General features: G+C 64.3%; 1 protein-coding gene. It reads left to right on the top strand.

Features of this window, described 5'->3' with window-relative positions; all coding sequences use genetic code 11:
• A partial coding sequence (locus FNJ47_RS47080; RefSeq protein WP_163163629.1) for a helix-turn-helix domain-containing protein occupies nucleotides 1-255 on the top strand: 255 nt, incomplete at both ends.

Genomic DNA, 255 nt, shown 5'->3' on the forward strand with positions numbered 1-255 from the left:
GCACCGGACGGCCGAAGGCGACGCTGACGATTTCGAGTGACGAACGTACGCAACTCACGGCCATCACGCGGTCGCGCTCGCTCCCTGCGGCGCTGACGCTGCGGGCAAAGATCGTGCTGGCCTGCGAGCGTGAACCGAGCAATGTCATCGTGGCGACGCGGCTTGGTGTCGGCCCTCATACGATCGGCAAATGGCGCAATCGCTTCATCGCAGATCGGATCGAGGGACTCTACGACGAGATGCGTACCGGCAGGC

Origin of the sequence: Bradyrhizobium uaiense, from assembly GCF_010811875.1 — a bacterium.
GTDB lineage: Bacteria > Pseudomonadota > Alphaproteobacteria > Rhizobiales > Xanthobacteraceae > Bradyrhizobium > Bradyrhizobium uaiense.